This is a genomic window from Jannaschia sp. W003 (assembly GCF_025144335.1).
GTDB lineage: Bacteria > Pseudomonadota > Alphaproteobacteria > Rhodobacterales > Rhodobacteraceae > Jannaschia.
In genome coordinates this window covers 40,624-63,148 of record NZ_CP083545.1, presented here as the reverse complement: position 1 = coordinate 63,148, position 22,525 = coordinate 40,624, and the positions used below count along the sequence as shown (strand labels likewise).

18 protein-coding genes are annotated in these 22,525 nt (G+C 68.8%); 10 read left to right on the top strand and 8 right to left on the bottom strand.

The window, feature by feature from the left end; translation table 11 throughout:
• The first annotated feature begins 19 nt into the window (after positions 1-19).
• Both K3554_RS16805 and K3554_RS16800 read left to right on the top strand, forming a co-directional pair.
• Positions 20-193: a hypothetical protein gene (locus K3554_RS16805; protein ID WP_259946265.1), complete on the top strand. Its 174-nt coding sequence runs from the start codon at positions 20-22 to the stop codon at positions 191-193.
• The gene (locus tag K3554_RS16800; RefSeq protein WP_259946263.1) at positions 190-1,071 is read left to right on the top strand and encodes a sulfotransferase; all 882 of its coding nucleotides are present in this window, start codon (positions 190-192) and stop codon (positions 1,069-1,071) included. Before K3554_RS16805 ends, K3554_RS16800 begins: the two co-directional genes overlap by 4 nt.
• Here K3554_RS16800 and K3554_RS16795 read toward each other — a convergent pair.
• Positions 1,068-2,288: a glycosyltransferase family 4 protein gene (locus K3554_RS16795; protein ID WP_259946260.1), complete on the bottom strand. Its 1,221-nt coding sequence runs from the start codon at positions 2,286-2,288 to the stop codon at positions 1,068-1,070. The genes K3554_RS16800 and K3554_RS16795 overlap by 4 nt on opposite strands.
• Positions 2,289-2,399: 111 nt before the next feature.
• On the opposite strand from K3554_RS16795, the gene K3554_RS16790 reads away from it, so the two are divergent.
• The 3 genes from K3554_RS16790 (at position 2,400) to K3554_RS16780 (ending at position 6,348) form a co-directional block, all read left to right on the top strand.
• Positions 2,400-3,494, top strand: a complete 1,095-nt coding sequence (locus tag K3554_RS16790; RefSeq protein WP_259946259.1) for a glycosyltransferase family 4 protein — start codon at positions 2,400-2,402, stop codon at positions 3,492-3,494.
• The gene (locus tag K3554_RS16785) at positions 3,491-4,942 is read left to right on the top strand and encodes a hypothetical protein (RefSeq protein ID WP_259946257.1); all 1,452 of its coding nucleotides are present in this window, start codon (positions 3,491-3,493) and stop codon (positions 4,940-4,942) included. The genes K3554_RS16790 and K3554_RS16785 overlap by 4 nt, the downstream gene beginning before the upstream one ends.
• Positions 4,943-5,034: 92 nt before the next feature.
• Positions 5,035-6,348, top strand: a complete 1,314-nt coding sequence (locus K3554_RS16780; protein WP_259946256.1) for a glycosyltransferase family 4 protein — start codon at positions 5,035-5,037, stop codon at positions 6,346-6,348.
• Here K3554_RS16780 and K3554_RS16775 read toward each other — a convergent pair.
• Entirely contained in the window at positions 6,339-6,788 is a 450-nt protein-coding gene (locus tag K3554_RS16775; protein ID WP_259946255.1) for a hypothetical protein, read from the bottom strand. The genes K3554_RS16780 and K3554_RS16775 overlap by 10 nt on opposite strands.
• Before the next feature lie 68 nt (positions 6,789-6,856).
• Positions 6,857-7,423 carry a glycosyltransferase family 4 protein gene (locus tag K3554_RS16770; RefSeq protein ID WP_259946253.1) on the bottom strand — a complete coding sequence of 189 codons (567 nt, stop codon included), beginning with the start codon at positions 7,421-7,423 and terminating at the stop codon, positions 6,857-6,859.
• A 192-nt stretch (positions 7,424-7,615) separates the two neighbouring features.
• Between K3554_RS16770 and K3554_RS16765 the strand changes: the two genes are divergently transcribed.
• The 5 genes from K3554_RS16765 to K3554_RS16745 all read left to right on the top strand — a co-directional run bounded on the left by K3554_RS16765 (position 7,616) and on the right by K3554_RS16745 (position 14,078).
• Positions 7,616-8,614 (top strand): sulfotransferase domain-containing protein, encoded by a 999-nt coding sequence (locus K3554_RS16765; RefSeq protein WP_259946252.1) that lies wholly within the window; start codon positions 7,616-7,618, stop codon positions 8,612-8,614.
• 307 nt (positions 8,615-8,921) lie between these two features.
• Entirely contained in the window at positions 8,922-11,009 is a 2,088-nt protein-coding gene (locus K3554_RS16760; protein ID WP_259946251.1) for a hypothetical protein, read from the top strand.
• A 167-nt stretch (positions 11,010-11,176) separates the two neighbouring features.
• Positions 11,177-12,094 (top strand): hypothetical protein, encoded by a 918-nt coding sequence (locus K3554_RS16755; protein WP_259946249.1) that lies wholly within the window; start codon positions 11,177-11,179, stop codon positions 12,092-12,094.
• On the top strand, positions 12,091-13,032 hold the full coding sequence (locus K3554_RS16750; RefSeq protein WP_259946247.1) for a glycosyltransferase family 2 protein: 942 nt from the start codon (positions 12,091-12,093) through the stop codon (positions 13,030-13,032). Before K3554_RS16755 ends, K3554_RS16750 begins: the two co-directional genes overlap by 4 nt.
• The gene (locus tag K3554_RS16745; protein ID WP_259946245.1) at positions 13,029-14,078 is read left to right on the top strand and encodes an acyltransferase family protein; all 1,050 of its coding nucleotides are present in this window, start codon (positions 13,029-13,031) and stop codon (positions 14,076-14,078) included. Before K3554_RS16750 ends, K3554_RS16745 begins: the two co-directional genes overlap by 4 nt.
• Positions 14,079-14,230: 152 nt before the next feature.
• On the opposite strand, the gene K3554_RS16740 is transcribed toward K3554_RS16745, so the two are convergent.
• The 5 genes from K3554_RS16740 to K3554_RS16720 all read right to left on the bottom strand — a co-directional run bounded on the left by K3554_RS16740 (position 14,231) and on the right by K3554_RS16720 (position 22,498).
• Positions 14,231-14,848 (bottom strand): sulfotransferase family protein, encoded by a 618-nt coding sequence (locus K3554_RS16740; RefSeq protein WP_259946244.1) that lies wholly within the window; start codon positions 14,846-14,848, stop codon positions 14,231-14,233.
• The gene (locus K3554_RS16735; protein WP_259946241.1) at positions 14,845-15,912 is read right to left on the bottom strand and encodes a DUF563 domain-containing protein; all 1,068 of its coding nucleotides are present in this window, start codon (positions 15,910-15,912) and stop codon (positions 14,845-14,847) included. The genes K3554_RS16740 and K3554_RS16735 overlap by 4 nt, the downstream gene beginning before the upstream one ends.
• A gap of 259 nt (positions 15,913-16,171) precedes the next feature.
• Entirely contained in the window at positions 16,172-17,404 is a 1,233-nt protein-coding gene (locus K3554_RS16730; RefSeq protein ID WP_259946238.1) for a glycosyltransferase family 4 protein, read from the bottom strand.
• 103 nt (positions 17,405-17,507) lie between these two features.
• Positions 17,508-20,840, bottom strand: coding sequence for a calcium-binding protein (locus K3554_RS16725; RefSeq protein WP_311200400.1), 3,333 nt, complete (start codon positions 20,838-20,840; stop codon positions 17,508-17,510).
• A gap of 269 nt (positions 20,841-21,109) precedes the next feature.
• Entirely contained in the window at positions 21,110-22,498 is a 1,389-nt protein-coding gene (locus K3554_RS16720; protein ID WP_259946235.1) for an oligosaccharide flippase family protein, read from the bottom strand.
• Positions 22,499-22,525: the final 27 nt, after the last annotated feature.

Here is a 22,525-nt window from a genome sequence, read left to right as displayed (position 1 = left end):
GCCGGGTCTCACCGGCGCCGTGTTCCCCCTGGACGAAGAGGCGCTCGCCACGCTGCTGGCCGGGCTCGACCGGGCCGCGCTGCGCGCCATGCGCCCCGCCGCCCGCGCCGCGTTCGAACGGCGCTTCGCGCTTGAGCGCCTCGTCCGGGAGCTGGCCGGCCACGTCCACGCCCTCGCGGCGAACCGCCTGTGACGGCACCGGTGCTGTTCCTCGCGGGCGTGCCGAAGGCGGGCACCTCGTCGCTGTTCGCGTGGCTCGCTCAGCACCCCGAGGTGACGCCCGCGCGCTGCAAGGAGACCCGGTTCTTCGCCGATCCCGGCAGTCACGTGTTCCGCCCGGACTTCAACGCCGGCCGCGGCCACGCGATCGACGACGCCTTCCCCACACCCCGCCCCGGCACGCGCCTGCGGCTGGAGGGCACGCCCACCACGATCTACGCCCGCACCGCGCTGGAGCACCTGCCCGGCCTTCCCGGCGCGCGATGCCTCTTCGTGCTGCGCGATCCGGCCGAGCAGATCCGCTCGCTCCACGGCTACTTCCGCGACAACTGGAGCTACGTGCCCGCGGACATGGACTTCGCCGCCTACCTCGCGGCGGTGCGCGCGGGGGGCCACGCGTTCGGCGGCAACGAGCTGGCGGCGGACCCCCTGCCCCGTGCCGACTACCTGCCCTGGCTCGAGGCCTGGCGGGCGCGGATGGGGCCGGACCGGATGCGGGTCGTGACCTTCGACCGCCTGCGCGCCGATCCGCTCAAGCTGCTGCGAGAGGTGGCGCGGTGGTGCGACCTCTCGCCCGAGCCCCTCGACGACCTCTCCACCGCCTCCGAGAACGAGACCTACGCGCCCCGCAGTCGCGCGATCCAGCGCATCAACGTCGCCCTGCGCGCGCGGCTGCCGAAGGGCCCGGCCTACCGTGCCGCCCGATCGCTCTACCGCCGGCTCAACACCCGCGCACCGGACCGCTCCGGTGATGCGGCGGCGATGGAGGCGCTGCGCGCCGAGTTCGCACCCGCCAACCGCCGCCTCGCGGAGAGCTTCGGACTCGATCTCGCGGCCTGGATGCCGCGCTAGGGGTGGGCCAGCATCCCCTCGCAGATCGCCACGAGGCGCGCGAGGTGCCGCTTCGGCGCCACCTCGTCCGCGAGCGCCGCGGGGTCGAACGGCCCCACCGCCTCGACGCGGCGCAGGGCCTCGGCCAGCGCGGGGACTTCCGGCGCGTGGTACACCGCGCCGTTGCGGCCGTCGCGCACTACCTCGGCGGCGGCGCTCCAGTCGCCGCAGACTACCGGAATGCCGCGCAGAAGCGCCTCGATCGGCACCAACGGCTGGCCCTCGTACCACAGGCTCGGGAACACCACGGCCCGCGCCCGCGCGAGCCGCGCCTGCACCGCCTCGGGCTCGACCCAGCCGGTGATCTCGGCGTCGGGGTTGGCAGCCCGGATCGCGTCCGCCTCGGGGCCGTCGCCCACGAACACCGCGCGCAGGCCCGCCCGCCGCGCCGCCTCGGCGAACATCGCCCCGCCCTTCTCGGGCGAGAGCCGGCCCACGAACACGAAGTCCCGGTTGGCGCGCGCGTCCACGGGCGCCCCGCCCGCCGCCACCGGGTTCGGCAGGTGATGGAGGCGCGTACCCTTCGCGAGGTGCGGCGCCATCGCCCGGCGCTGCGTCTCGGAGATGTAGGCCACGTCGCGCAGCCCCCCCGGCAGGCGCCCCGGCCCCCGTGCGAGGGCGCCCCGCGCGACGCGCCACGCCTTGTGCGCGGCATGACGCGCGTCGCAGTTTCGCGCGAGGCAGGCGGGCCCCAGCGGCGTGCGGGTGCAGATCGCCCGCGCGCGGTAGTCGAAGAACCCGCCGTTCGGGCAGGCGAGGAAGTACTCGTGCATGGTGTAGAGGCAGCGCAGCGGCCCCCCGGCCAGCACCGGCCCCACCGCCGGCGAGAGCGCCTTGGCCCAGCCGTGGCACAGCAGGACGGTGCGCGCCGGGTCGTAGCGCGCCGCCTCGGCGGCGAGCGCGCGCGCCGCATCGCGGTTCCACAGCCCCCGCGCCATCGCCCGCATCCGGTTCGGATCGCTCAGGAGCGTGTGGCCGTCGAGGCAGACCGTCCGGATGCGCGGATGGTCGAGCCGATCGCTCGCGGGACCGGTGGCGGCGAAGAACGTGACGTCGACGCCCGCCTCGGCCAGCAGCCGCGCCTGGTCGATCGCCACCTTCGCCTGCCCGCCGGTGAGCGCCGCGAAGTCGCCCACCACGAGGGCGCGTTCCAACCGCTCGATGCGCGCCAGGTCCATCTCCGCCCCTTGCCGTTCCCGCGATCCGCGTCACGATGCGGCCCCGATGCGTCCATACGAGGCGCGGGGGCGCGTGGCGAGGCCCGCGCGCCCATTCCCCGGAGGCCCGTCGTGGCGCGACCGCACATCCTGTTCGTGGCCAACGGCGTGCTGGGCTGGTCCACCTATGCCCGCCAGCTCGAGACGGCGCTGGCCGCCCGCGGCGACGTGCGCGCCACGGTGCTCCACCGCAGCCCGCCCCGCTGGGCCATGCAGGCGGCGCGGCGCCACGCCGACGGGCCGCTGGCGCGGCGCCTGCGCCCCTTCGACCCGATCCGCCTCCATGCCGGGCCGCTGGGGCGCGACCTGCGCCGCGCCGTGGCCGAGGCCCGGCCCGACGTGGTCCACGTGGCTGCGCACTGGCCCGCCGGCGCGCTGGACGGCGCGGTGCCGTTCACGCTCGCGCTCGACGCGACGCGGCCGGGCATCACCCGCGACATGCCCCTGCCCGGCTGGCGCCCCCGCGAGTGGGAGGCCGAGGCCGCCCTGTGCCGCCGGGCCGCGCACCTCTTCCCCATGAGCGGGTGGGCCGCCGCCTCGCTTCGGGACGACTTCGGCGTCGCGCCCGGGCGGATCACGGTGCAGCCCCCGGCGCTCGACCCCGGAGCATGGCCGCCCGAGGCCGAGGGCAGCGGCGCGCGCGAGATGCAGGTCGTGTTCATCGGCAACGACGTGGCCCGCAAGGGCCTCGCGCGGCTCGCCGCGTGGGTGCGCGGGCCGCTCGCCGGGCGGGTCCATCTTCACGTCGTCTCCACCGATCCGCGCGCCCCCGGCTCGGATGCCCACGTCACGGCCCACGGTGCGGTGCCCCACGCGCGCCTGATGGCCGAGCTCCTGCCCCGCATGGACGCGGCCTGCCTGCCCACGCGGCTCGACATGTCCCCCTTCGTGCTGGCCGAGACGCAGGCCGCGGGGCTGCCGGCGGTGGCGAGCCGCCTCGGCGGCATTCCCGACCTCGTGGAAGACGGGCGCACCGGCCTGCTCTGCCCGCCCGGCGACGACGCAGCCTTCGTCGACGCGCTCGGGGCCCTTGCCGACGATCCGGCGCGCCGCCGCCGCATGGGCCGCACCGCGCGCGAGCGGGCGGGCGCGCTGTTCGACGGGCGCCGCAACTTCGACCGGCTGATCGACACGCTCGCGGCGATCGCGCGAGGAGACGCACCATGACCGAGGCCAGCCGCGCAGATCTGGAAGGGCGCGTCGACGACTTCCTGCTGCGGCGCATGGGGGCGGGCCCGTTCCGGCTGCGCCGCCTCGTTCCGGTGCCAGGCGCGAACCGCTTCGACCTCGGCTTCAAGCTCGCGTGGCTCGACGCGCGAGCGCGCGGCGGCGCGGCCTGGGCCGACGGCCTCTACGAGCGCCACCTCGCCGCCTTCTCCTTGGGCGACATGCGCGAGCCCGGATCCGACAAGCACGGCATCGCCCGGTTCCGCGGCGACTTCGAGGCCCTCGCCCGCGACATCGCCGCCGGAGGGTTCGACCCGGAGCGCTCGCTCGTGCCGCTCGCCGCCGACGGAACGCTCCTGAACGGCGGCCACCGCGCCGCCTGCGCGATCGCGGCGGGCCGCGAGGTCGCGGCGGTGGAGACCGGGCTGGAGCCGATGCGCTTCGACCACCGATTCTTCGCGGACCGCGGCATGGCCGAGGCCGACCTCGACGCCGCCGCGATCCGCATGATCGAGGCCATGCCCCACGCGGCCGTGGCCCTGCTCTGGCCCGCCGCGCGGGGGCGCGACGGCGAGGCCGCCCGCATCCTCGGGCCGCTGGTGTACCGCCGCGCCGTGCCGCTCTCGCCCGAGGGGGGGCACGTGCTCTTGAGCCGGGTCTATCGCGGCGAGCCCTGGCTCGGCGCCCCCGAGGCGGACTTCCCCGGCATCCGCAGGAAGCGCGACGCCTGCTTCGCCGGGTCCGACACGCTGCGGGTGCTCGTGTTCGACGCCCCACCGGACCGCGACCGCGTGGCGCTGAAGGCCGAGGTGCGCGCCCTCTACGGCATCGACAAGAGCTCGATCCACATCACCGATACCCATGCCGAGGCAGTTGAGATCGCGCACCTGCTCCTGAACCCCTCGGCGCGGCACTTCCTGGAGCACGGGGCGCCGATGCGCTTCGAGCGCACCCGCGCGCATCTCGGCGCTGTCGGAGCCTGGATGGCCGGGCACCGTATGGCCCCTGACGCCTTCGCCGTGGACACCGGAATGGTGCTGGGCCTCTACGGCCTGCGGGCACCGGACGACGTGGACGTGGTCTCGCCCGCGCCCCTGCCCCCGGGCCCGGTGGAGCGCCACGAGGACGCCCATCGCGGCGCCCCGCCCGCCGAGGTCCTGTCGGACCCGGCGCTGCACTTCCGCTTCGCCGGGATCACCTTCGCCAGCCTCGCCGCCGTGGCGGCGCTGAAGCGCAGGCGCCTCGCGGGGCGCGACCGCGAGGACCTCCTGCGGATCGAGCCGCTGCTCGCCGCGACCGCCGGCGGCGCCCGCCCTGCGCCGCCCGCCTCGCTGCGGTGGCGCTTCGCGATGCTGCGGGTCCGGCGGGCGGCGATCCGGGGACTGATGGCGGTGGGCCTCGGCCCTCCCCTCCGCCGCGCCTGGCGGCGCCTGCGCCCGCGCGCCTGAGCCGGCGCCCCGCGCGGTGCCCGGGCGCCGGGTGGAGGTGACAGTCCCCGCGTCCGAGGGCATAGACCCCCGAGCAACGGAGGCTCCCCCCCATGACCGTTCCCCGCGCCCTGCTGATCGCCGAGGCGGCCAATCCCGAATGGGTCAGCGTGCCCCTGGTGGGCTGGTCGCTGGCCCGCGCGCTCGGCGCGGTGGCCCGCACCCACATCGTCACGCAGGTGCGCAACCGCGAGGCCTTCCTGCGCGCGGGGCTGGAGGAGGGGCGCGACTTCACCGCCATCGACACCGAGCCGCTGGCCCGCCCGGTCTGGCGGGCGGCGAACGTGCTGCGGATGGGCTCCGGGCGCGGCTGGACGATGACCACCGCCGCCGCCTCGCTGGTCTATCCCTACTTCGAGCGGCTGGTCTGGCGCCGCTTCGGCGCGGAGATCGAGCGCGGCGACTGGGACTTGGTGCACCGGATCACGCCCCTCTCGCCGACGGCCACCTCGTCGCTCGCGGCCCGCACCGCGCGAGCGGGCACGCCGTTCGTGCTGGGCCCGCTCAACGGCGGGGTGCCCTGGCCGCCCGGCTTCGATGCCGAGCGGCGGCGCGAGCGGGAATGGCTGTCCTACCTGCGCGGGGCCTACCGCCTGTCGCCCGGGCGCCGTGCGATGCTGGAGGGAGCCGCAGCGATCCTCGCGGGCTCGCGTCACACGCTCGGCGAGATTCCCGCCCGCCATCGCCACAAGGCGATCTGGCTGCCCGAGAACGCCGTCGACCCGGACCGCTTCGCCACGCCGGCGGCACAGGACGTCTCGGGGCCGCTGCGGGCCTGCTTCGTGGGACGGCTCGTGCCCTACAAGGGCGCGGACATGGCCATCGCCGCCGGGGCGGAGCTGATGCGCGCGGGCAAGCTGCGGCTGGACCTGGTGGGGGACGGGCCGATGGCGGACGAGCTGCGCGCCCAGATCGCGCGCGAGGGGGTCGGGGACGCCGTGCGGCTTCACGGCAACCTGCCCCACACGCGGGTGCAGGACGTCCTGTCGGAGGCCAACATCCTCCTGTTCCCGTCGGTGCGCGAGTTCGGCGGGGGCGTGGTGCTGGAGGCGATGATGCTGGGGGTGGTGCCCCTCGTGGTAGACTACGCCGGGCCGGGCGAGATCGTGCATCCCGGGATCGGCCACACCGTGCCCATCGGCCCACGCCCGGCGATCGTGGCAGCCCTACGGGAGCGGCTTTCGGCGCTGGTCTCCGATCCGTCGGACCTGCCCGCCATGGGCGCGCGCGCCCGCGCCGAGGCGCAGGAGCGCTTCACCTGGGAGAGCAAGGCGCGGCAGGTGGCGGAGGTCTACGACTGGGTGCGAGGCCTGCGCGCGGACCGGCCGGACTTCAGCGCGCCCGGCGGCGCCCCTCCTCAGGCATAGAGCACGGCCGGCGCTCCGGGCGCCAACCGCGCGGCGAGGTGCTCCAGGTGATCTCGGGGCAGCACGAACCCGTCGCCCGTGGCCGCGATCCCGAAGGGCAGCGGCCCGCGAACCCGGTCGTGCAGCACGATCCGGCCGGCGCCGGGATGCAGGTCGAGGAAGCTGTCCGCCGGGTGATCCGCCGCACGCGGCCCGGCGCGCAGCGCATGGCCGAGCCCCGTGCCAGGCCCCGTCACGAGCACCAGCAGCCCGCGCCCGCGCATCACGTGGACCGAGCCCGGGGCGAGCCCCGGCGCCACGGCGAGCGGAACCACGCCCCCGGGGGTGCCACGGGCCGCCGCGGCCGGCACGGCGGGAAGGCAGGCCGCCGCGAGGCCCGCGGCGAGGATCCGGCGTCGGGACGGGCCCCGGGCGGCGTAGGGGCGAGGATCGGGCTTCATGGCGGGCGTCTCCGGTGACATGTGGGGGAGAGTGCCGGACGGATCGGGTCCGGCGCAAGGCACCGACGCTAGCGCCGCGGAAGATCGGCCACGATCCGCAGCACGCCCTCGCTCCACGCGTCCCAGGTCAGCCGTTCGCGATAGTGCGCCACGGCGCCCCGGCGCAGCGCGGCGTAGGCTTCGGGGTCGGCAGTCATCTCGAGGATGCGCCGGCCCCATTCGGGCCCGCGGTCCCCGGGCGCCATAAGCCAGCCGTTGCGCCCCCCCTCGATCAGCGTGCCCAGCCCGCCCACGTCGGTGGCCAGCGCGGGCGCCCCGAAGGCGTTGGCCTCGGCCACCACCATCGGCGTGCAGTCCGCGCGGGTGGGCAGGATCAGCGCATGCGCGGCCCCCAGCACCGCGTCGAAGCGCGCCGCGTGCTCCGGACGGTTCTTGTCGAGGAAGGGAATCACGGTGATCCCGTCCTCGAGCCGTCCCTCGACGGCGGCGTCCCCGCCTTCCGGGTCGCGGTAGTCCGGCGGGCGGCTGCCCAGCACGGTCAGGTGCGCGTCCACTCCTTGCGCGCGCAGCCAGCGCAGCGTCTCGAGCGCGATGTCGCCGCCCTTGCGCGCCCATTTCTTGCCCAGGAAGACCAACCGCAGCGGCACGCCGTCGCCCGGCGGCGCGCTCCAACTCCTGGCGCGCTGCGGCAAAGGCACTACGCTCCCTAACCGATCGCGGATGGACACGGTCAATGACTGGACTTGTCCCTTGATGCCGCCGCCTGGATCGGATGGACAGGCACGGTGCGCCGGACGGGGGCGCACGGCCCGCACGGAGGACGACTCATGACCCCTTCCGATACCCCCGGGGCATCCGAAGGGCTGGCCCTCCCAGCCGAAGCTGCTCCCGCTCTGCGGGCGGTCGCGCAGCGCGGCGGCCTGCCACACTTCTTCCTGGTCGGAGCGCCCAAGTGCGCGACCTCGAGCCTGCACCTCGCCCTGCGGCGCCACGAGGGCGTGTTCATGTGCTCCCCCAAGGAGCCGCACTTCTACAGCTCCGACATGCCGGGGCTGGCCGAGGTTCCGGACGAGGCCGCCTACCGGGACCTGTTCGCGGACGCTCCGGCGGACACGCGACGCGGCGAGGCCTCGGCGTTCTACCTCGCGAGCGAGACGGCCGCGGCCGGGATCGCGGCGGCCGTGCCGGACGCGCGGATCGTGATCTCGATCCGCCACCCCGCCGAGGCGGCCCATTCGCTGTTCCATCAGCTCCGCGACGGCTTCCGCGAGGACCGCGCCGACTTCGCCGAGGCGTGGGACCTGCAGGAGGCGCGCGCCCGCGGCGAGGCGCTGCCTCCCTACTGCCCCGAGCCCGCGCAGCTCCAGTATCGCCGCATCTACAGCTACCACGACCAGATCGCGCGCTACTTCGACGCCTTCGGGCGGGACCGCGTGCTGGTTCTGATGGTGGACCGCATCCGCTCCGATCCGGACGGCGTGATGACGGAGCTGTTCCGGTTCCTCGGCCTGCCGCAGCCGGCCACCCCCCTGGAGCTGCCCCGCACCAACACCCGGCGCGCCCCGCTCGTCCCCGGCCTCGGTCAGTTCCTCGCCGCGCCCCCGGCCGTGCTGCGCCCGCTCGTGGGACCGGTGAAGCGCGCGCTGAACCGTGCGGGCGTGAAACCCTCCGAGTTCATGATGCGCCACCTCTCGCGCCCGGCTGCGCCGTCGGAAGGCGCGCGTCTCGACCCTGCCCTGCGGGCCCGCCTCGTGACGGCCTTCGCCGAGGACGTGGGTCGGCTCGAGACGCTGCTGAGTCGGGATCTCTCGGACTGGAAGCGCTAGGCGGGAGGCGGCGGTCCGTCAGATCGCCATGCGCCGCATCACCACGCGCTTCCTTTGCATGGGTCGTGTCGGCGAATGATCGGATTGGTTGGCGCGTCGCGCGTGGAGGACCCTTTCGATGTCTGCCCGCGAGTCGCGGCAGTCCTCGGCGTTGGGTTTGAACCTGCCGTAGCACATTCGGAACGACACTTCCAAACCCTGAAACTATGGGTTTCGAAAGCTTGGACGGACTTCGGGAGCATTCTCTTCTTGCCGACTTCGCCGATATAGATACCCCGGGTTGATCGCTTTCAGGGAGATGAGTGTGGTGAAGTTGTCGGTTCCTTGGGATGCGATCGACGCACTGATCATCGACGTGTTTGGCGGGGCGCTCCTGTGCCGCGTGCCGGAACCTCGCGATCTTTTCGTACTCGTCGAGGCTGCCCTCGCCCGAACGGACGGCGCGCGCTTCCACGACTTCTCCACGGTCCGCCTCGAAGCCGAACGCGAGCAAGTGGAGGGTGTGCGGCAGAGTGGGCATGGCGCCGACGCCGGCCTTGCGGGGGTTTACGAAATCCTCGCGCGGATCCGGCCCGACTGGTCTGCGGACACATCGCGCCTGATGGCGCTGGAATGCGAGACGATGTCGGCTGTCTCGATCGCCAACCCCGCCGTGCTGGCGACTTACGGCGAGGCGCTGAAGCGCGGCAAGGCGGTAGCCTTCCTGCTGGGGAACGTCGTTCCCCAATTCTACGCAGAGACCACCCTCCGCAAATGCGGCTACGAGGGCGAGCTTTTCATGATTGGCGACGTGGAGGGCGGCGATGGGGGACCCGAGGAGATGCTCGTCAGAACAGCAAGCACTCTAAACGTCGACCCCGGTCGCATCGCATGCATCAGCGGCGAGCCACTTGCCGCCGGGGTCTCCGCGCAGCCGCACTGGGTCGGATCGCTGCCAGTCCCGCGGGGCATCAAACATCGGAAGGTCGCTGTAACGCGCCCGCGCCGTCGGGCGACGCCCCCCATCCGGGACGGAGCGGGGGACGTGCTCCACAGAGGCCTGGTGGAGACCGACGCTTCGATCCGGTTTCCGGACCAACCGGAGTCCGATCGGCGCGTCTTGCTGGGGCGTATCGGCTACTCCGTGCTCGGCCCTGTCCTCGCAGGTTTCACGCAGTGGCTGGCGGCCAGCGTGGGCGAGACGCCGGGGCGTCTGCACTTCGTCTCGCGCGACGGTTGGTTGCTGAAAGTCGCCTTCGAGAAGTACGCGCGGGTCCACGACATCGTGGCCGAGCCTCGCTATCTCTACGCCTCGCGGCGGTCGCTGAAGATGGCCACTCTCTCGGACGAGCCGAAGGCGCTCCGGGAACTGCTTCGGCAACTCGTGCTTCGCAACAAGGGGGCCTCGCTGGCGCAATACTGCGACTTCCTGGGCATCGCCCCACCCGACGCGGAAGAGCTCGGGCAGATCGGCTTGCCCTCGGCGGAGGTTCGGATGGAAGGGCCCTCGCTGCGGTCGCGGTCCGACTCGTTGCGACAGCGATCCGAAGCGTTCTTCGAGGCGCGCGCCGCCGAGATCGCGCGACGTGCCGCCCGTGAGCGTGCGGCATACTTGGACTATCTCGCCGACGAGCACCTCCTGGACGGCGGGACGGCGACGCTGGTCGACTGCGGCTGGTTCGGCTCGACGCAAAGGCACCTCAAGGAACTGATCGAGGAAGTCCGACCGGGCACCGCCGTGCGGGGGTACTTCCTCGGCACCGCGAGGGGGGCGAACGCCAAGCAGCCGGCGTGCAGCGAGATGACCGGCTACCTCTACCACGAAGGCAACGGCATCAACCGTCCGCGCGAGTTCGTTGAGGCGGCGCGGCTGCTGGAGCTGTTCCTCAAGACCGACCAGTCGCCATTCTACTGCATGGAGCCGGACCCCCGTGGCGGGACGCGACCGGTCTTCGGGGGCGCATGCGAAGCCGACCCGGATCTCGAGCACCTCCAGGCTGAGGCGCTGCGCTTCGTGGACGACTGGCTCGCCCTGGTTCCGGCAGCGGGCGTGGCCGGGGCCGCTCTGCGCCCCTCCTCGCTGCGCGCCGCAATCGCCGAGCTCCTCGGGGCCCCCACCGCGGATCAGGCGCGGGCGCTCGGGGGCATGGCCTACGCGACCGATCCTCTATCGGACGAGAGCGCCTCGCGCTTCGCCATGCCTACGCTGAGCACCTGGGAGATGCTGAGCCGCCCCGAACTGCGCCGCCGGGAGGTCAAGGCATCCGGGTCACGCCATATCTACGAGATGCTCAGCCCCTCGGCGCTGTCGCGGCTGCTGGTTCGGCTTACCCCGGTCGACGACCATCCCGTGACCCCTGTCCACGCCCTCGCGCGCCGTGCCAAGGTCCACCTCAAGCGGGCTCGCCGAGCTTAGGTGCGGACGGGGCGAGTGCATCGACCCTTCGGATTCGAGGCTTCCGCCCGTCCGCCGCGCGGACTAGGGACGGGTTCGGGCCGGACAGGAGCACATGCATTTCCGTCCCGATCGTCGACCGAGTTGGCTCGCCCCGTGGTGCGACACCGTCCAAGCATGAGGTCCGAATGACCATCACTCCGACCTCGAACGCCTCCGCAGACCACCTCCCGATCTCGACCAGCCGGAACGAGGCGAGCCACCACCGCTCCATCTCGCCTGCCCGACGCCTCTTGCGGCAGCTACGGCGGCGGCTGGGTGACGCGGCAGCGGACGCGGCGCGGGACCGTTTCTTGAAGCGGCCCTTCCGCCTTCTCGTGGTCTGCGGGCAAAAGCGCTCCGGCAACCATCTGGTCCTACAGTGGGCACTGTCGCAGCGCCGCGGATCCTGCCTCCACTACAACCATGTCGACCCGGCACAGCTGCCCACCGAACGCCACCGCCGGACGCTGCACCGCGGCGGCGGCGTCAGTACCGAGGATGCCCTCCCGACCCTCGTTCTGAGCTACGAGGACCGGGATCTCGATGCGGTGATGGGAGGCGGACTGGGCCGGTTCCTTGAGGAGGCGGGAGACCGAGTCCGTAACCGCGACCTCGTCCTCGCAGGCCGCGATCCGCGCAACCTCTTGGCCAGCCGCTTCCGCAAGTGGCCGCATGAGCATACCGATCCCGCAGCGCGTGCCCGAACCGTCGCCCGCTTCGCCGATTACGCTCCTCTCTTCCTCGACCCGCCGGAAACCGTTCACGACATGCAGTTCACGCCGATCTTCTTCGATGCCCTCATCGCGTCGCGTCCCTACCGGGATACGGTATCCGACCGACTGGAGCTGCGTCGTGGCGACCGGGGCCTGGGCGAGGTTCCCGCCTACGGGCACGGCAGCTCCTTCGACGGTGTCGCATCCGACGGACGGTCGCTGGAGGTGGATGCGCGCTGGAAGGCCTATGCCGATGATCCGGTCTTCCGCGAGGTGTTCGCCACCCCACCCATGGATACGCTGGTCCCCGCCTTCTCCGAAGCGATCGCCCTGCGTCGGGGGATGCAGTGAACGCTCCCGCCTCGACCGACTACCTGCTGATCTCGCCCTGCCGCGACGAGGCGGACTACATGCGCCGCACACTCGACAGCGTGGTGGCGCAGTCGGTGCGACCCGCGAAGTGGGTGATCGTGGACGACGGCTCGACCGACGAGACGCCCGCGATCCTCGCCGACTACGCGGCGCGTCACCCCTGGATCGAAGTGGTCGCGAAGCCCGATCGCGGGGCCCGTGCGGTGGGACCGGGGGTGATCGAGGCGTTCCGCTTCGGACTCGACGCGGTGCGCGACGAATGGGAGGCAGACGCCTTTCCCTACCTGTGCAAACTCGACCTCGATCTCGACCTGCCCCCGCGCTACTTCGAGATCCTGATGGAGCGGATGGCCGCCGATCCCCGCATCGGAACCTGCTCGGGCAAGCCCTACGTCCGCCGCGGGGGAACGCTCGTCTCGGAGCGGCGCGGCGACGAGATGTCGGTCGGCATGACCAAGTTCTACCGCGCCGACTGCTTCCGCGACATCGGCGGCTTCGTGCACGAGGTGATGTGGGACGCGATCGACTGCCACAAGGCCCGGTCGCTGGGATGGCGCGCCGTGTCGTGGGACGACCCCGACCTGCGCTTCGAGCACCTGCGCCCCATGGGATCGTCGCAGGTCTCGATCTGGGAGGGCAAGCGGCGGCATGGGTTCGGGCAGTACTACATGGGATCCGACCCGCTCTACTTCGCCGCCACCTGCGCCTTTCGGATGGCCGAGCCGCCCTACGTGCTGGGTGGGCTGGCGATGATGCAGGGCTACCTCGGCGCGTGGACGCGCGGAACCGAGCGTCATGGTGACGCGGATCTCGTCCGATACATCCGCGCATGGCAGCGTCGAGCGCTGCGCGTGGGCAAGGGTCGCGCCACCGAGGAGGCGGAGACACGCGCGGCAGCCTCGGGACGCGCCGAGTGAGCGGGTCGGTCGAGACGGGGCGTCCGAGCGGGCCGTTCGCCGATCCGCGTGGCCCTGCTGCGGAACGCACCGAACCCGTCGAGACGCTGCGTGCCTTGGCGGTCCTCATGCTGGTGTCCTACCACGTGATCGGCGGTAGCCCCGGCAACGGGCTTCAGATCGACTACCCCCACCCGCTCCGCATCCTGAACGATCTGCTCGTCGACTTCCGGATGCCGGCCTTCGCGTTCGTCGCAGGGTACGTCTACGCGATCCGCCCGGTCGGGATGGGGGAATGGGGCAGGTTCGTGTCCGGCAAGTTCCGGCGGCTTCTGATCCCGGGTGCCGTGGCCGCCACGCTATTCGTGATCATGGCGAATCTTTTCGATACGCCCTTCGGGCGGGACGGCGACACGTTCTGGCGCATCTACGTCTATCCCTATGCCCATTACTGGTTCCTTCAGGCGATCTTCCTGATCTTTACCGTTCTCGCATTCGTCGAGGCTCGCACGGGCCCACGAACTGCCTGGGCCCTGCTCGCGATCTCCATCCCGTTCTACTTCGCGGACGTGTTCATGCCGGGCAATCTGTTCTCCACGAAGCAGGCCTTCTATCTCGCGCCGTACTTCCTCTGCGGCGTGATCTACTATCGCTATCTGCACGTATTCAGGCAGCATCGGTGGATCATCGGGATCCTGTGCCTCGTCACGATTGTGGTCTCGCTATGGCTCAACCTCAGCCGGATCGAGGATCAGGGCTTCTTCAGCAGGAGCACCCGCGATCTACAGAGCCTTGCATTGGGAATGACGGCCCCCGTTTTCTTGATGCTATGCCTGCCGAACTGGGCGCCGCTCACGCGTTTCGGCGCGGCGTCCTTCACGATCTACCTCTACCACGTCTTTGCCACGTCGGCGTCCCGGCGCGTGTTCGATTCCTTGGGAATGGACGGCGGCGCCTTTGTCATCGTCGCCGGAATCCTTGCCGGAATCCTCCTTCCCATCGCCCTCCACATCCTGGCGGAGCGGAACGGGCTGACGCGGCGTCTCGTCCTGGGGCAGCGGCGATAGCGGTATCCGCGACTGCGCTTGGCCCCGACCCCAACACATCACGCGCTACCAAAACCGGTCGGTAGTTTCGCTGGTCCACATCAATTCACGCAGCACTTGCGACAGCATTCGGGTGAAAGTTCCTTCGGAGCACAATCGCTAGCGTGGGGGCTTCAATGCCTACCGGCCCTGAACACCTGCGTGATCTTCTGCTTCAGCCGCCACCAGAGGGACTTCAGCTCCTTCCGGCGGCGCGTGTTGGCCATCGGCGTCGCCTCCTCGACGATCGGGACCCCCAAGAACCGGCAGATCTGCGTGTAGCTCAGGCCATCCTCCAACCTGACCTTCAGGTAGTCGTCCTGCCGATCCGAGAAATAGGCTTCGACGTCCGCGTTATGGCGGTCATAGCGGGCCAGCCAGATGTCCTCGTGACCCTCCGGATGGGGCACTCCGTAGATCACGGAATGAAGGGCGTTGTGCGACCGCCCAAAATCGCGAACGACGCTCCTTATCCAGGAATCGCGGTCCCGGACCACGTGGATGAACTTCGATCCCGGAAAGGCCTCGTCGAGTTCCCGGTAGAGCAGCGGCCACGGCGTGTCCTTCGCGGCATCGTACTCCGATGCGAGCGCGAGCGCGCGCGCGCGCAGCTCGGACCATTCGAGATCGGTCTTCTTGGCCATGTCGCGGAATTGGTGGTATCCGGCGGTGCGATAGCCCAACCGGTTGAGCATCCGGCCGAGCGTCGTCGTTCCGGTCTTCTGGAACCCGATCCCGAAAACCTTCGTCATGCGCGGTCTCCTTCTTCTGTCATGGCGAACGCGAGTTCCAAGGCCTCGGGATCGACTTCGAAGTCGTCCAGCGAGTATTTCGTGAAGCCCGAGCCGAACCTGTAGGACGGGCGTACGTAGGATGGTTTCAGTCGGCCCTGCACGCCGATCCAGTCGCACCCGACCTGCGCCGCCATCACGCGATAGACTTCCGTCATGTGTCCGCAAGGCATCAACTCGATCACGCGACGCGGCACGGGAATATCCTCGCCTCCCGCGTATAGCAGAGGCGCGAGGGCTGCCCCGTGGACCGCCACGATCTCCTCGGCCTGCAGGATCAGTCGAAACTGGTCCGGAACCGAGAGATCTTCGGCGTAGACGGTCTCGTACCCTCTGGCACGAACGACCACCTCAACCTCACCCCCGTTCGCAATCCGCCGGGTGTCTCGCCTCGAGAGGAATGGCCTCCGCGGCAGCGACGTGGGCGATCCTTCCGCGAGGAGCTGGCGTACGCGACCTCGCGGCCATTCGGTTCGCGCCCATTCGTGACGAATGCTCCTCGCACCCTGCCATGGGGAGACGTCGAAGGAGAGGATCGTTCCCTCCACGGGTGCATCGGTCTTCATGACCTCGAGGCCGAACAGCTCGGCGGCAGCCAGTATGTACGAAGGAGTGTTGTTCGGAAGGATCGCCAGGAGTCGCTCGGAGCCAAGACCATGCTCCTCCGCGAAGTGGAACGTGAGGGGTAGGTGATTGTTGAGGAAATGCGCCCAGTTCTGAGGCGTATTGCGCCGAAGGTTGATGGCCACCCGGTCGGAATCGAGGCGTACCGTATCGGGTGTTCCACGAGGCCAGAATCTTCGACGCCGTGCGGGCGGACGGGCCCTGCCCGCTCCAAGCGACGACATGATCTCCCCCCCGCGCACGACCGATGCGGACCTCCACAGCACGCCGCATTCCGGCTCGATCCGGTTGATCAGGTGAGACTTGGCCATCACGATCCGTGCATCTTCCAAGTGGAAGGACGGAATCTGCTTCTTCGCTGCAGTCGTCGTTTCCTCGGCCTCCAGGCGGGCTGACGTCATTCCGACCTCCGGGACGTGGGCGAATGAGACGATCCATGTGACCCGACGCGATGGAGGGCACGGCGATCGACGGACGCCGACCTGTATGCGACCGGTGGTCGATTACGGGACCGTCGCGACGGCGACGAGTGCGGAGCCGGCCGGCGACCGCGGAACGATCCGTGCGCCGGACCCCTGCTTGGAGGGCGCCCCATCGTGGACGCCGCTCCCGAAGGCAGCGAACACGCGCCCGCCCGATCCTCGCCGAAACCACCGTTCCTCATGTCGTTCCGTCGCCGGCGATGAGGCGGGCGAGATTCCGGGCCTCCCGCTCCACGTGAAATTCCGCTTCGACACGCGCGCGACCGGCCGCGCCCATGGCGGTTCGGCCGGCGGGGTCGTTCAGCAGCGCGTCGAGGGCGTCGGCGAAGGCGTCCACGTCGCCGGGCGGCACCAGACGACCCGCCACGCCATCCTCGACCAGTTCCGGGATGCCGGCGATGCGGGTCGCGAGCACGGGCAGGCGGGCGGCCATCGCCTCCATCAGTACGACCGGCACCCCTTCGGCGAAGGAGGGCAGAGCGAAGAGATCGGCCTGGGCGAGCGCCTCGGCCACCTCGTCCTGGTTCAGGTATCCCGTGAACCGAACCCCGTCGTCGCAGCCCAACGCCCGCGCATGGTCCTCGATGGCCGCGCGCTCGTCGCCGTCCCCCACCAGCGTAAGGCGTGCGTCCGGATGGGCGGCGCGGACCCGGGCGAAGGCCTCCAGGAGGACCCTTACGCCCTTGACCGCCGCGAGCCGGCCGACGAACAGGATGTGCTTGCCGGGCCCTCCGACTTCCCCCTCGGTGCGGTCGTAGCGGTCCGGGTCCACCCCGCAGTGGACGATCCGCATCTTCGACCAATGGGCGGGGTCGGCGAAGATCATCCCTTGCGAGCGACAGAAGTGACTGATGCAGGCCACGAAACGCGCCCGTGCGATCTTGACGTCGATCCGCCACCACCTGGGTTCGAAGAAGATCGAGGGGCCGTGGAGCGTGAACGAGAAGGGCACACCGCCCAACTCGGATGCCAGCATCGCGACCGAGCAGGACGAGTTGGCGAAGTGATTGTGCAGATGGTCCACGCGGGCACGGGCTAGGTAACGCGCCAGCACCATCGCTTCCATGAGGTAGAAAAGTTGCCAGAGCTTGGCCCTGCCCCCGGGCGGGGCGGTGCGCCAGGCCAGCGTCGTCGCGCGCCCGAAACGGACGGGTCGGGCAAGAGTCCAGCCGAGCGCGGCCAGCAACGCGCCGGGCTGGCGCGCGGCGGAGAGCACGTAGAAGGTGGAGGATGCCGCGGCCTTTTCGGCGGGACCGCGGTGATGCTGCAGCCCGGTTCGCCGGATCGCGCAGGTCTGGACCTCGAGCCCCGCTCGGCGAAGCGCCTCCACCTCGCGCAGGATAAAGGTGTGGGAAACGACGGGATACTCGCCGGTGAGGTAGGCGACGCGGGGGGCGGGGGTATCGGTCATCGGCAACTCGGCTCGCTCCCGGGGGCACGCCCTTCCCCGACCATTCTTCGCCGGCCGCGTCCAGCCGAAACGGCCCCCCTCGCGGGGGGCCGTGGACGGAACGTCAGCCCATCAGGGCGTAGTCGGCGCCCTTCTCGATCACCTGCAGGTCGGCGAACTCCCCGCGCACGTCGATCAGGTCGAACACGTCGCCTTCGTCCTCGACGCTGACGATGGAACGGACGCCCCGAACGTCGATCAGCAGGTCCGCATCGTCCGACAGGCCGCGGATCAGGATCCGGTCGCCTTCGGCAGCGTCGAAGCCTTCGATGCGGTCAGAGCTAGACGCCCCGTCCAGAAGGTCGAAGACAAACGTATCTGAACCCGCACCGCCATTGAGCCGATCGTTTCCTCTCCCGCCGTTTAACGTATCGTTTCCGGAACCACCGAGAAGGGTATCGTTGCCGTCGTCGCCCTTCAAAGTGTCGTCACCTTCGTTACCCCGCAGTTCGTCGTTACCATCGCCACCCATAAGATCATCATCGCCGCCGTATCCCCGTAGCCAATCTCTACCTCCATGGCCCATGAGGAGGTCATCACCACCGGACCCTTTAACGCGGTCGCTGCCCGTATCGCCCGCAACCAAGGCCTTCTCGGACACGGCTTGGGTTGGCGCTTCTTGGGCTTCTTCCGTCGGAGCGTCCGCAATAACTTCGGGTACTTCCGCGGTTACGGACTCCTCGGGAGCATCGCCGACTTCGCTTTCCTCAATCTCCTCAGCATTGGCTTCCTCCACCTCGACGCCTTCCAACGCCTCCGGCTCGTCGACCTCAACGAACAGGTTTCCGGATTCGATCTTCGAGGCGGTCATCTCGGGCAGAGGCGCGCCTTGGTCCCATGGTATCGTCTCGGTGATCGAGACCCGTCCAGTGCCGCCATCCGTCAGCGTCAGGGTGACCGTGCCGGCCGCCTGATCGACGTGGAGCTTCGCATCGCGTGCTCCCAGACCGGTCAGGGAGACGTTGCCGAAGCTTCCCGTGATGGCATCGACGAGCACGATATCGTGGGTACCGGCCCCCGCCAGCATCGAGACGTCGATCTCCAGCGCAGCGCCTGCCACGACGAGGTTCGACACCAGGTCCGAAGTGGCAAAGGCTCCGGAGCGGAACTCCGAAAGGATACCGAGCCCATCGGCCTCGGCCACGAAGCGGAGCTTTGCCGCCGCCTCCAGCCGTAGGGTGGACGCGCCGCCGGAGCCATCGAAGCCGACCTTCGCATCGTCGCCCGAGACGGTGATCGTGCCGTCCGTGACGGTCATGCCGCCGCCGCTGGAGGCGAGGATCGCCTCGCCGTCGTCCGCGTCGATCTCGAACGCGCCCAGCACCGTGCCGGTGTTGGCGAAGCGGCCCCCGTCGATGTCGAGCTCGAGCGTTCCCTCGCCGTCCCACGCGCCGATCCAGAACTGGCCCGCGCGGTCGATCAGGGCTTCGCCCCCGCCCAGCACGGCGCCCGCGCCCAACCAGCCATGGTTGAACACCATCGTCCCTCCGGGTCCGAAATCGAGAGTCGCGACCTCAACCGTGCCGCCGAAGTGAACGAGGTTTCCGCCCAGATCGACCGCGTCGCCGTCCATGGGGAGGTCTTCGGTGGACCAGTTGATGCGGTTGTCCCAGCGGACGCCATCACCCAAGTTGTTCGGCACGAACTGCACCAGCTGCGGCGCATCACGCTGGTCGAACTCGATGCCGAAGCCTTCGCGGAAGTAAGCGAGGATGTCGTCGGCGTCGACTTCGCCGCCCGCGGCGGTCAGGTCACGGAGGTAGTTGGCCAAATCGTCGATCGTAGCGGTGTCGACACCTAACAGGTCCGCCGCGTAGCGCTGGATCGTCGTGGTGTCCATCACCGCGGGATCGAGGTCCTCGGTGTTCGCTTCCTGAATCCTTTTATTGGCACCTTCGACATCCCAATTCCGCACGATTGTATCATCGTAAGCTCGCGTGGGGTTCTCGCTAATCGACTTATGCTCGACAGTCTTGGCAAGGATCTCAGCTGCGTTGTCTGGGTCCGCCAAGTGGGCGACGATGTTGTCTAAGAAGACGGACATTTTTGAGAAATCGCTAATACCTAACGTCAGCGCGCCGATGGATAAACCGGCTTTATGAGCACCAGAAGTAACTAGATTTCCGTTGCTAAGTGTGTAGTTTCCCGACCAGAGACCTTCTTCGATCTCTATTCCGTGACCAGTGCTAAAACCAAAATTGTTTTCAACGAAGACGTTATCCTCAACAAACCCGCCTGGGCGGACCTGAGCACCAGCGGACGCCGCCTGCATCGAGATATTATCGCGGAAAGTAACTTCGCTAACATCTTTTTGGATGTAGATGTTGTGGCTGTACATACTAGGTACCTGACCTTGATCAGGATCCCCGTTTAGATCGTATCCCTCGGCCCAGCCAGAGTGAGCCACGAAGCTTTTCTCAAAAAGAAGCCCATCGATATTCTTGAGAAAGGTGCCCTGGTCGCGGTCTCGATGGGCATGCCACCCGTCGGGATCTGCGGGCGCGTCCTTGATCACGTCAATGATATCGCTCTGGCGGAACGTGAATCCATCAACGCTTTGGACGTTCATCATGGCGTTGGTGACATGCACATCGTCTAGAATGAAGTTCGCACCTCCGAATGCTTTGAAGCCTTCACTGAAGCTTAGTCCGCTGAAAACGATGTTGGAGGATGGCTCCTGGTAGATCAGGAAGCTGTCCGTTATAACCGGAGGCTCTCCCTCTCCCCATGCGGTGACATGAACCGGATGCAGCTCGTCCTCACCATGAGTACCGTCACCAATTATCCTTCCCGCTTCGTATTCGTAGCCGCGCTCGAACAGCAGCCAATGCGAGGAAGGGTCGGCAGAGGACCCCGTGATCGTCCCCCAGAGGATCTCCGCAGCGTCCAAAGCCAGCGCCATTCCTTCGCTACCACCGTACTGCGGGTTCTCCGCTAGCCACCGGCCGAAGTGCTTGTCGCTCAGCGAAAGGCCCTCAATCTCTTGGATGTCGGCCTTGGACAGAGCCGCGTCGCTGCCCGTGACGTAGACCTTGCGATGGTTGTCGCCGGTCTCGACGACGACATCGTCGTTCTCGTCGGTCTGCAGCATGTAGAGGCTTTCGCCGGTGGCCCAACCACCTGCCTGGGGACCTGCGGTAACGTCGATCTGGGGGGCGAGCGTTTCCGTCGTGCCATCGGTGCGGGAGATCTCGAGCGATAGCGATACCGTGCCGGAGTACGCCGGGTCGAAGGAGACGTAGCTCAGCGTGGTGCCGTCGGGATCGACGGTGAGACGCCCGTTCTCGGGTTGCCCGAGGATCGAGACGGAGGACACCGTCTCCGCCGAAGGAATGAGGATCTTCGTAACGCGTCCTGCGATGGCGTCGATGGGTTCGTCGAATGTCGCGTCGTACATGCCTGTGCCCTTTGCGACCACTACCGGTTCGACCCGGTGTGGGTTCGTGGTGATTGGCTTCGATACTGGGGAAGGTTTCCCGGCGATCGCAGGACCCGATGGGGTCGAGATCAAGGCGATTCCGCGTCAAGCGGATCGAGATCGCCGGAACTATGGCAGTCACAGGTAAAGAGAAGCTTGCCCAGAGAGATCAATCCTCCGGGAAAGTTCACCATTACGTCGGGTAAGCGGGGCAGACGGGCGGGTGGCCGCTTACTTCATCGCATTCGTCAGTGGAAAAGCGCCGCAAGTTCCTCGCGGTGGAGCCAGCACGCCAAACCTGCTGGAAGCACACCAAGTAGGAGCAGCCCGACCTCACCAACCCCGTCCCATCCCTCGTAGCGACGCGCGTAATGCAGCCGCAGGGGATGCACCGCGATCACCGCGATTGCGGGGGCGAGGATCGCCCCAGCCAGCCCGAACCATTGCACACCGAACCATAGGACGGGAACCTGAACTACCGCCCTCGCGACGGTAAGATGCATGGCACGCCATGAGTCGCCTGAAACTAGGAGCAGATCTCCAGTACCCAAGGTAATAATCTGAGGGATCAACGACAGACAGAAGAGGACGACGATCGGGCCGGCCAGCGCGTAGCGCTCGTCGTAGAGGAAATCGACGAGCGGGATGCCGACGAAGGCCAGCACGGCCATCACGGCGATGCCGGCGCCTGATATGAGGCGCCGCATGGCGAAGGTCTTTCGCCGGTTGGCCTCGTTCCCCTGCATGGGACGCATCCGATAGATCGGCATGAGGAGCTTCGTCTTGAGCGCGCCGCAGATCTTGTAGGCGAGCATCGCAAGCATCAGCCCAATGTTGTAGATGCCCAGATCCTCTAGGGAGATGAACGCTCCCAGGATCATTTTGTCTGCATTGTTCACCGCGTAGGACGCGGCGGTGCCGAGGAGGATCCATCTTCCGAAGCCGAACAGCTCACTCGCGATCTCCCCGTCCCAGTGGAACCGGTTCAGGGAGTTCGGCAGGAAGACCCGTGCCAATATTTGATTGGAAACTGCACCGGCAAGGATACCCCACACTAATACCCAGACAGATCCGAATATCCATGCTAGTAGTATGGATGTGGCGATGGTGATGAACTGGCTTGATAGTTGGATCAAAGTTACTCTACCAAAGCGCATGTGTCGATCCGCGGTTGCAATCGCCGTCGGATTGATTCCTTTCAGAATTAGCGTGAGACCAAGGAGCGGCAGAAGCTGCGCTATGATAGGCTCGCCGTAGACTGCTGCCATCGGCCACGCGAGTGCGCACGAAATCAGCCACAAAGCGACACCCCGGATCACCTTCACTGTCCAGACAGTGTTTAAGAAATCTGGGTCGTCCCCCCGGGGGTGCCGCAACACAGAGACCTGAAGCCCTGTGTCCGACAGGAGCATCAGCCCCGTCAACACGACCTGCAGCAGCGCCATCAGCCCGAAGGCTTCCGGAAACAGCAGCCGCGTGAGGATCAGGCTAGAGGTCAGACGCAGGACCTGCGCCGTGCCGAAGGATCCCATCGTGAACGCCGCACCGCGCACGATCCGTCCCTTGAGCCCATCGCTCGTCAGAAGGCCTCGAAGCCGGTCCCAAGAGAACCGGCGCAGGGGCGGGATCATGGTCATGAACGGGGGTCGTGGGCGGGCATGGCA

Excerpts from the sequence above, each read along its gene's own strand:
- K3554_RS16765 (WP_259946252.1), top strand. The coding sequence starts at position 7,616 with ATGACCCCTTCCGATACCCCCGGGGCATCCGAAGGGCTGGCCCTCCCA.
- K3554_RS16780 (WP_259946256.1), top strand. The coding sequence starts at position 5,035 with ATGACCGTTCCCCGCGCCCTGCTGATCGCCGAGGCGGCCAATCCCGAA.
- K3554_RS16740 (WP_259946244.1), bottom strand. The coding sequence starts at position 14,848 with ATGACGAAGGTTTTCGGGATCGGGTTCCAGAAGACCGGAACGACGACG.
- K3554_RS16725 (WP_311200400.1), bottom strand. The coding sequence starts at position 20,840 with ATGTACGACGCGACATTCGACGAACCCATCGACGCCATCGCAGGACGC.
- K3554_RS16730 (WP_259946238.1), bottom strand. The coding sequence starts at position 17,404 with ATGACCGATACCCCCGCCCCCCGCGTCGCCTACCTCACCGGCGAGTAT.
- K3554_RS16755 (WP_259946249.1), top strand. The coding sequence starts at position 11,177 with ATGACCATCACTCCGACCTCGAACGCCTCCGCAGACCACCTCCCGATC.
- K3554_RS16720 (WP_259946235.1), bottom strand. The coding sequence starts at position 22,498 with ATGACCATGATCCCGCCCCTGCGCCGGTTCTCTTGGGACCGGCTTCGA.
- K3554_RS16735 (WP_259946241.1), bottom strand. The coding sequence starts at position 15,912 with ATGACGTCAGCCCGCCTGGAGGCCGAGGAAACGACGACTGCAGCGAAG.
- K3554_RS16785 (WP_259946257.1), top strand. The coding sequence starts at position 3,491 with ATGACCGAGGCCAGCCGCGCAGATCTGGAAGGGCGCGTCGACGACTTC.
- K3554_RS16795 (WP_259946260.1), bottom strand. The coding sequence starts at position 2,288 with ATGGACCTGGCGCGCATCGAGCGGTTGGAACGCGCCCTCGTGGTGGGC.
- K3554_RS16775 (WP_259946255.1), bottom strand. The coding sequence starts at position 6,788 with ATGAAGCCCGATCCTCGCCCCTACGCCGCCCGGGGCCCGTCCCGACGC.